The sequence below is a fragment of the Jatrophihabitans sp. genome (genome assembly GCF_036000465.1).
Taxonomy (GTDB): Bacteria; Actinomycetota; Actinomycetes; order Mycobacteriales; family Jatrophihabitantaceae; genus Jatrophihabitans.
In genome coordinates, this window is sequence record NZ_DASYFV010000034.1 from 21,019 (window position 1) to 29,597 (window position 8,579).

6 protein-coding genes are annotated in these 8,579 nt (G+C 69.6%); all 6 read right to left on the reverse strand.

Features of this window, described 5'->3' with window-relative positions; genetic code table 11:
* Position 1: 1 nt before the first annotated feature.
* Positions 2-2,710 (reverse strand): DNA polymerase I, encoded by a 2,709-nt coding sequence (gene polA / locus VGN18_RS11190; RefSeq protein WP_414655043.1) that lies wholly within the window; start codon positions 2,708-2,710, stop codon positions 2-4.
* Between the two features lie 57 nt (positions 2,711-2,767).
* Positions 2,768-3,367, reverse strand: a complete 600-nt coding sequence (locus VGN18_RS11195) for a GNAT family N-acetyltransferase (RefSeq protein ID WP_327539768.1) — start codon at positions 3,365-3,367, stop codon at positions 2,768-2,770.
* Between the two features lie 155 nt (positions 3,368-3,522).
* Positions 3,523-4,335 carry an ABC transporter ATP-binding protein gene (locus VGN18_RS11200; RefSeq protein ID WP_349259885.1) on the reverse strand — a complete coding sequence of 271 codons (813 nt, stop codon included), beginning with the start codon at positions 4,333-4,335 and terminating at the stop codon, positions 3,523-3,525.
* Positions 4,328-5,257 carry an ABC transporter ATP-binding protein gene (locus VGN18_RS11205; protein WP_327539769.1) on the reverse strand — a complete coding sequence of 310 codons (930 nt, stop codon included), beginning with the start codon at positions 5,255-5,257 and terminating at the stop codon, positions 4,328-4,330. Before VGN18_RS11205 ends, VGN18_RS11200 begins: the two co-directional genes overlap by 8 nt.
* Before the next feature lies 1 nt (position 5,258).
* Positions 5,259-7,472, reverse strand: a complete 2,214-nt coding sequence (locus VGN18_RS11210) for a branched-chain amino acid ABC transporter permease (RefSeq protein WP_327539770.1) — start codon at positions 7,470-7,472, stop codon at positions 5,259-5,261.
* On the reverse strand, positions 7,469-8,371 hold the full coding sequence (locus VGN18_RS11215) for a branched-chain amino acid ABC transporter permease (RefSeq protein ID WP_414655045.1): 903 nt from the start codon (positions 8,369-8,371) through the stop codon (positions 7,469-7,471). Before VGN18_RS11215 ends, VGN18_RS11210 begins: the two co-directional genes overlap by 4 nt.
* Positions 8,372-8,579 lie beyond the last annotated feature (208 nt).

An 8,579-nucleotide genomic window follows, 5' to 3' on the forward strand; every position in this document is an offset into this window, starting at 1 on the left:
GCTAGTGCGCGGCCTCGTGCCAGGTTCGCCCGACGCCGACCGAGACGTCCATCGGGACGTCGAGCCGGCACGCCCCGCCCATCTCGCGGCGCACGAGTTCCTCGACCGCCTCACGCTCGCCCGGTGCGACCTCGAGCACCAGCTCGTCGTGCACCTGCAGCAGCAGCCGGGACCGCAGCCCGGAGTCGGCCAGCCCCTGGTGCACCCCGAGCATCGCGACCTTGATGATGTCGGCGGCGCTGCCCTGGATGGGCGCGTTGAGCGCGGCCCGCTCGGCCATCTCGCGCAGGTTGCGGTTGTCGCTCGTCAGGTTGGTCAGGTACCGCCGGCGACCCATGATGGTCTCGGTGTAACCGGTCTGCCGGGCGTCCTCGACGACCGAGCGGAGGTAGTCGCGCACGCCGCCGAACCGGGTGAAATAGGCCTCCATCTGGCTGCGGGCCTCGTCGGTGGTGATCTTGAGCTGCTTGGACAGCCCGAACGCGGACAGGCCGTAGGCCAGGCCGTAGCTCATCGCCTTCACCCGGCGGCGCAGCTCGGCGTCGATCTGCTCCGGCGGCAGGTCGAACGCCCGGGACGCGACGAAGGTGTGCAGGTCCTCCCCCGTCGTGAACGCCTCGATGAGCCCCTCGTCGTGCGACAGGTGGGCCATGATGCGCATCTCGATCTGGCTGTAGTCGGCCGTCATGAGCAGCTCGTAGCCCTCGCCGACGACGAACGCCTCGCGGATGCGCCGCCCCTCGGCGGTGCGCACCGGGATGTTCTGCAGGTTCGGGTCGGTGGACGACAGCCGCCCGGTCGCCGCGATGGTCTGGTTGAACGTGGTGTGGATGCGGCCGTGGTCGTCGATCAGCGGCAGCAGGCCGTCGACGACCGACTTGAGCCGGGCGAACTCGCGGTGCTGCAGCAGCTCGCCGAGGACCGGGTGCTCGGTCTTGGCGTACAGGTCGGTCAGCGAGTCGGCGTCGGTCGTATAGCCGGTCTTGATCCGCTTGGTCTTGGGCAGCTCGAACTGGTCGAAGAGGATCTCCTGGAGCTGCTTGGGCGAGCCCAGGTTGAACTCGCGCCCGACCAGCTCGTGCGCGGTGCGCTCGACCTGCTTCACCCGCTCGCCGAGCTCACGCTGCAGGTCGGTGAGCGCACCGCTGTCGGCGGCGATGCCCACGGCCTCCATGTCGGCGAGGACGTAGGCGAGCGGGAGTTCCATGTCGACCAGCAGGCCGGCGGCGCCGCTCTCGCCGAGCTGGGCGTCGAAGGTGTCGGCGAGGTCCTTGACCGCACTGGCCCGGACGGTCTCGACCTCGGCCAGAGCGTCGTCCGATTCGTCGACGCCGCCGTCCAGGGTGAGCTGGCCGGAGTCCTCGACGTTGCTGCGCAGCTCGCGGTGCAGGTAGCGCAGCGCGAGGTCACCGAGGTCGAAGGCGCGCGTGTCGGGGCGCAGCAGGTAGGCCGCGAGCTGGGTGTCCTGGGTGACACCGGCCAGCGTCCACCCGTGCTGGCGCAGGGCGAGCAGCGGACCCTTGACGTCGTGTACGGCCTTCGGCACCGTCGGGTCGGCCAGCCACTCGCCGAGCGCCTTGTCGTCGCCGGGGCTGAGCACGGCGGGGTCGACGAACGCGGCGCTGCCGTCGGCCGGCGCGAGCGCCACCCCGGTCAGCGTGCCGACGCCGCGCCCCCACGTGCCGCGGAACGCCAGCCCGACCCGGGCGCCGTCGCGGGCGTGCTCGTCGAGCCACTGCGGGAGTTCGTCGGTGGCCAGCCGGCTGACCGCGACGTCGAAGCCTTCTTCGGCCTCGGGCGCGGCCGCCTCGACGCTGGCGAACAGCCGCTCGCGCAGGACGCGGAACTGGAGGTCGTCGAAGAGGCGGTGCACCTCGTCGCGGTCCCACTGTTGGCGGGCCAGGGAGTCGAGATCGGCGTCGACCGCGACGTCGCGCACCAGCTCGGTGAGGCGCCGGTTCAGCTCGACCGAGGCCACGTGCTCGCGCAGGGCGTCGCCGACCTTGCCCTTGACCGTGTCGATGCGCTCGATCAGGTCGCGCAGGGTGCCGTACTCGCGGACCCACTTGGCCGCCGTCTTCTCGCCCACCCCGGGAATGCCGGGCAGGTTGTCGCTCGGGTCGCCCCGCAGCGCCGCGAAGTCGGGGTACTGCGCCGGCGAGAGGCCGTACTTGGTCTGCACCTCGTCGGGGGTGAAACGGGTCATCTCGCTCACGCCCCGCTTCGGGTAGAGCACCGTCACGTGATCGTTGACGAGCTGCAGCGCATCGCGGTCGCCGGTGCAGATCAGGACGTCCATACCGGCGTCGACGGCCCGGGTGGTGATCGTGGCGATGACATCGTCGGCCTCGTAGCCGTCGACCATCATCGACGGGATGCGCAGCGCGTCGAGCACCTCGCGGATCAGCGTGACCTGGCCGCGGAAGTCGTCGGGGGTCTCGCTGCGGGTGGCCTTGTAGCCGGCATAGGTCTCGCTGCGGAACGTCTTGCGCGAGACGTCGAACGCGACGGCGACGTGGGTCGGTTCCTCGTCGCGCATGAGGTTGATGAGCATGGACGTGAAGCCGAAGACGGCGTTGGTCGGCTGCCCGGTGGTGGTCGACATGTCGACCTCGCGGAGCGCGTAGAAGGCGCGATAGGCCAGCGAGTGACCGTCCAGGAGCAGCAGCCGGGCAGTCTTCGTCGTTGTCGGGGCACCCACGGGCGTCACTCTATGCGGAGCGTCCGACACCGCCGTCCGCGCGGTCGCAGGCCCGAACGGCGCGGATCAGGCGCCGCGGCCCACGGCGCGGGAGGCCAGCCCGGTGCGCTGGGCGCGCACCAGACGGGCTCGGCGCAGCACGGCCATCCGGCCGGCGACGTCGGTCATGCCGAGGGAGCGGCGCAGCACCGAGGTGGGCGCGATGCGGTGCAGCACCAGCGGCGCGAACCCGATGCGGGCCAGGTAGCGGTTGCCCTCGCGCGAACCCGCCGCGGCCGTGGCCAGCACGTGCTCGATGTCGGTCTCGTCGGCCAGGTGGACCGCCGCGGCCAGCAGGGCCCGGCCGACGCCACGCCGGCGCGCGGTGGGGGCGACCATGAGGTGGGTCATGTGCAGCACCGGCATCGGGTCGATGACGCCGATGTCGTCGTTGCGGGCCGAGAGCAGGCCCGAGATCGTCCCGTGGTCGTCGACCGCGACCAGCAGGACGCGATCGCTCATCTGGAGGATCTCCTCGAACCGGCTGGTCAGGCGTTCGACGCTGGCGTCCTGCAGCGGTTTGCCGCTGAAGGCGCCGGTGCTGACGTCGACCGATCGGGTGAGGGCGACGAGGGCCGGGACATCTGTGACCGTGGCGGGGCGGATCCGTACGTTGGCACGCGACACTGGCTTGCGCCTCCCTGGAAGAAGACCTGGACCCCCGTTCCCCGCGAACGATGGCTGCACGCGCAACGATAGGGCTCAGGTCGCCGTAGCGGACCGGGGGGTTGCCCTCATGGCAGCAACTTGAAGCTGACCTAGCCTGATCGGCGCAGGCCGGTCTACGATGCCGCGATCTCCTCGCCGAGGTACGCGGCGCGCACCCGGTCGTCGGCCAGCAGGTCCTTGCCGGTGCCCTCGAGCACGATCTCGCCGGTCTCCAGCACGTAACCCCGGTTGGCCAGCGCCAGCGCCTGGGCCGCGTTCTGCTCGACCAGGAGGACGGTGACCCCGCTGTCGTTGATCTCGCGGATGATGTCGAAGATCTGGGCGACGATGAGCGGGGCGAGCCCCATGGACGGCTCGTCGAGCAGCAACAGCCGCGGCTTGCCCATCAGGGCCCGGCCGATGGCCAGCATCTGCTGCTCGCCGCCGGACAGCGTGCCGGCCTGCTGCTGGAAGCGCTCCTTGAGCCGCGGGAACAGTTCGAGCACGCGGGCCAGGTCGTCCTGGTCGATCTTCTTGAACCGGAACGCCCCCATGTCGAGGTTCTCGGCCACGGTCATACGCGGGAACACGTGCCGGCCCTCGGGCACGTGGCAGATGCCGAGCCGGATGAGGTCGTGGGCCGGGATGCCGTCGATGCGCTTGCCGTCGAAGCTGATCGAGCCGAGCGCCGGACGCAGCATGCCCGAGACGGTCTTCTGGGTCGTGGTCTTGCCCGCGCCGTTCGCGCCGAGCAGCGCCACGATCTCACCGTCGCCGACGGTGAAGCTGATGCCCTTCAGCGCGGCGATGTTGCCGTAGCGCACCTCGATGTCGTTGACCTCGAGCAGCGTCTGCGGGGTGCGCACCGACGGCCCGTCGAGCCGCGGGGAGACCTGCTCGGGACCGCCGCCCGGGGTGGTCTTGCCGATGCTGACGGGGTCACTCATTGCCGGTCTCCTGCTCGCGCCGCGACTCGTCCTCGTCGGCCTGTTCCTGGGCCACCGCGTCGGTGTCGATGAGATGCATCTCGGGCTGGTGCTCGGCCGCGTCGGCGGCGTCCTCGGCCGACGTGCCGAGGTAGGCCGCGACGACCGTGGGGTCCCGCTGGATCTCCTGCGGCGTGCCCTCGGCGATCTTCTGCCCGAAGTTCAGCACCACGATGCGGTCGGCGATGGACATGACCAGCTTCATGTCGTGCTCGATGAGCAGCACGCTCATGTTGCGCTCGACGTTGATGCGCTTGATCAGCTCGGCGAGGTCGCGCTTCTCGGCCGGGTTGGTACCGGCGGCGGGCTCGTCGAGCAGCAGCACGCCGGGGTTGGTGCCGAGCGCCCGCGCGATCTCGAGGCGGCGCTGCTCGCCGTACGCGAGCGAGCCCGCGAGCTCGTTGGCGCGGTCGGTCAGCCGGACCTCGCGCAGCAGGGCGAGCGCGGCCGCGGTGCTGTCGCGCTCCTCCTTGCGCTGCCACGGCATGCCGAACATGGCGGCGAGCGGCCCCGACTTCTGCCGCGTCTCGATGCCGATCTTGACGTTCTCGATCGCGGTCAGCGCCGGGAACAGCCGGATGTTCTGGAACGTGCGCGCCACGCCCAGGTGGTTGACGATGTGCGTCTTCTTGCCGATGACGCTCGTGAACCGCTCCCCCGGGCGTCCGGAGACCAGGATCGACCCCTCCTGCGGCGTGTAGACGCCGGTCAGGGAGTTGAACAACGACGTCTTGCCGGCGCCGTTCGGGCCGATGACGGCGAGGATCTCGCCGCGCTCCATGGTCATGGAGACGTCGTTGAGGCTGACGACGCCACCGAAGCGCAGGGTGACGTGATTGATGTCGAAGACGCGGTCCGCCTGCTTGTTCGCAACGCTGGTCATGTCACATCGCCCCCGATCGTGGAACCGCCGATGAGTCCGGCGCGGCCGATTCGTCCCCGAACCCGCTCAATTCTGCCCGCCGCCGCTTGGCCGGGATCAGACCGGCCGGGCGGAAGATCATCATCGCCGTGACGAGCGCGCCGATCCACATGAAGCGGTCGGCGGGCGGAACCTGGTCCTTCAGGAACTGCGGCAACCAGGTCAGCACCGCCGCGCCGGCGATGGCACCGGGCAACGAACCCATGCCGCCGAAGACCACGTAGGCGACGATGAGGATCGAGTTCTGCAGGCTGAACGCCGACGGGTCGAAGTAGCCGACCTTGGTGGCGAAGAAGACGCCGGCGAGCCCCGAGGTCGAGGCGCCGATCGCGAACGCGAGCAGCTTGACCCTGGTGGTGTTGATGCCCGTGGCCTGGGCCGCGACCTCGTCCTCGCGGATGGCCGCCCAGGCCCGGCCCAGGCGCGAGCCCTCGAGCCGGTAGAACAGGATCACCATGACCACGATGAAGATCAGCAGCAGGTACCAGTAGGGCAGGTTGTCCAACCCGAACGTGACCTTCAGCGGCCCGATGTGGATGCGCGGGAACGACAGGTTCGGCCCGGTCGGCCCACCGGTCAGGTTGAACGGGTTGTTGATCGCCGCGATCTGGACGATCTCACCGAAGCCGAGCGTCACGATGGCCAGGTAGTCGCCGCGCAGTCGCAGCGTCGGGGCGCCGAGCAGCACACCGGCGATGAGGCAGGCGAGGATCGCGAACGGGATCGCCCACAGCGCCGGCAGGTGCAGGAACGACGGCGGCTTGAGCGGCAGGGCCCCCACGAGGTAGGCCGTGGTGTACGACCCGATGCCGTAGAACGCGATGTACCCGAGGTCGAGCAGGCCGGCCCAGCCGACCACGACGTTCAGGCCGACGGCGAGCAGGATGTACACGCCGATCTGGGTGACGATGACGTTCTGCCACACGACCGGCAGGGTCGGCGGGTAGAACAGCGCCAGCAGGATCGCCACCGGAACGAGGGTCTTGGTCAGCGACGACGTCGCCGTCTTGGCCAGCGCCTGGTGCACCGGCAGCGCCGCGATCCCCGCCTCGGCGTCACGGCCGAGCACCGGTCGCCGCTGCATCGCGAGGATGCCGCTGACCATCAGCAGGCCGAACGCGATGCACAGGACCCAGCCACCGGCTCCGAGGTTCTGCCACATGCCGCCGTACTGCGGCGCCTGCTTGCTGCCGGTGTCGGAGACGGCGTGCACGGTGAAGAAGGTCAGGAGCAGGCCGACGAAGCCGACAACTGCGGTGACCGCCCCGAGCAGGCGGTGCCGCAGGTAGGTGGCGGCCAGCGCGAGCAGGACGGTCGCGATGGACAGCACGAGTCCGAGCCAGCTGACGAACTGCCACGCGAGTGACGACAGGCCGATGCCGTCGAAGTCCTTCTTCACCCCGGCGTAGTCGAGATTGAGCTGGAGCGGCGCGAACCACGAGGCGCTGTTGAAGATGATCGGCAGCAGCACGCCGGCGAAGACGGCGAGCGGGAAGCCCGGCCGCCAGCCCATGACCGCTTCGACGAATGCCCGCGGGTCGGCGACCTCGGCCTTGGCCCGGGCGACGACCAGGCCGGCGCCGGCGAAGACGACGTAGCCCACGACGGCGGCGTAGACGCCGAGCGAGTGGTCCTTGCCGCCGGCGAAGTCGACGACGTTGACGTGCGCGACGAAGGCGATGACGGCCGACGCGGCACCGGCGACGAGCAGCACGTAGCCGAGCACGGCGTTCCTGGTCACGACGGCGGCGATGCCGACGACCAGGCAGCCGAACCAGAGCGTGTAGCCGAGCCAGCCGAAGAAGGCCGTGGAGAGGAAGTCGAGCCCGTTGGTGTTGCCGACCTGGGTGGCGAGATCACCGAACTTTCCGACCGGGTCGTACCAGTTCATGAGGACCATCGCGGCGAGCACGGCGAGGAAGCCGGCGATGATCCCGGTGGTGCCCGGCGCCTTGGCGTAGGGCAGCAGCAGCGGTCGGAACGACAACGCCGCGAAGATGGCCAGGCCGATGCCCAGGAAGACCAGCAGTCGGGTGGGGTGGACGGCCTGGTGGAAGGAGATGCCGAAGTCGTTCTGGGAACCGTGCTGGTCGCCGATCATCAGCGCGAGCACGAAACCGCCGAACAGGCAGGCCAGCAACCGCTTGACGGTCGGGTTGGCGAGGATCGCGTTCATGCCGCCCGTCCCAACCGCTCGCCGAGGATGCCGGTCGGTCGCACGATGAGCACGAGGACCAGGACGACGAAGCTGATGACATCGACCCACTGGGCGCCGATGAAGGAGAGGTTGCTGACCAGCACCTCGACCTCGCCGAGCAGGATCCCGCCGATCATGGCGCCGCGGATGTTGCCGATACCGCCGAGCACGGCGGCAGCGAACGCCTTGACGCCGGGCGTGAAGCCCATCGTGTAACTCGCGCCGAACGCGGTCGCGAACAGGAAGCCGGCGACACCGGCCAGCGCGCCACCGATGATGAAGGTGCGCGAGATCGTCTTGTCGATGTCGATCCCCATGAGCGCGGCGGTCGGCGCGTCCTCGGCGACGCCGCGGATGCTGCGGCCCAGCTTCGTCTTGTTCACCAGACGGTCGAGGAACACCATCATGACGACGGTCGTGGCGATGATGACGATCTCGATGACGTTCAGCTTGAAGTACGTCGTGTCGATGACGTTTCGGCTGAGGTTGAAGTAGGTCGTCTCACCACCCGTCGTCCCGGGGAAGGAGTTGTTCGGTAGTCGGTTGAACAACTTCCCGGCGAGGTTGGAGAGGAAGAACGATGCGCCGATGGCACTGATGAGGAACGCCAACTTCGGCGCACCCCGCTGACGCAGCGTCTTATACGCCACCTTCTCGAGCAGCCAGGCGATGGCCGCGCCGGTGAGGGCCCCGCTCAGGGCCCCCGCGATCAGGGTGAGGGGTACCGCCACGCCGGTCAGATGTCGGTTGCCGATGATGCCGTTGACGACCAGATAACTGCCGAACGCCCCCGACATGAACACCTCGCTGTGCGCGAAGTTGATCAGCTGCAGGACGCCGTAGACGAGGGTGTAGCCCAGCGCGATGAGGGCGTACATCGACCCCCGGGTGACCCCGAGGATGAAGTAGTTCAGGAAGTCGGACAACGAGCGCCTCTCGGTGTCGGGCGGCGGGTCGGGACCCGGCGGTCGGCCGACCGGGCGGGCTACCGGCTGGTGGGGCGGCGCCGGCGGCGCACGCGGTGCGCAACAGGATGGCGCACCACACCCCCGGCGGCACAGGGGGTGGGGTAGGTCCCGCGGACCC

Coding starts and splice junctions, on each gene's coding strand:
- VGN18_RS11205 (WP_327539769.1), bottom strand. CDS start 5,257: ATGACCAGCGTTGCGAACAAGCAGGCGGACCGCGTCTTCGACATCAAT.
- VGN18_RS11215 (WP_414655045.1), bottom strand. CDS start 8,371: ATGTACGCCCTCATCGCGCTGGGCTACACCCTCGTCTACGGCGTCCTG.
- VGN18_RS11210 (WP_327539770.1), bottom strand. CDS start 7,472: ATGAACGCGATCCTCGCCAACCCGACCGTCAAGCGGTTGCTGGCCTGC.
- VGN18_RS11200 (WP_349259885.1), bottom strand. CDS start 4,335: ATGAGTGACCCCGTCAGCATCGGCAAGACCACCCCGGGCGGCGGTCCC.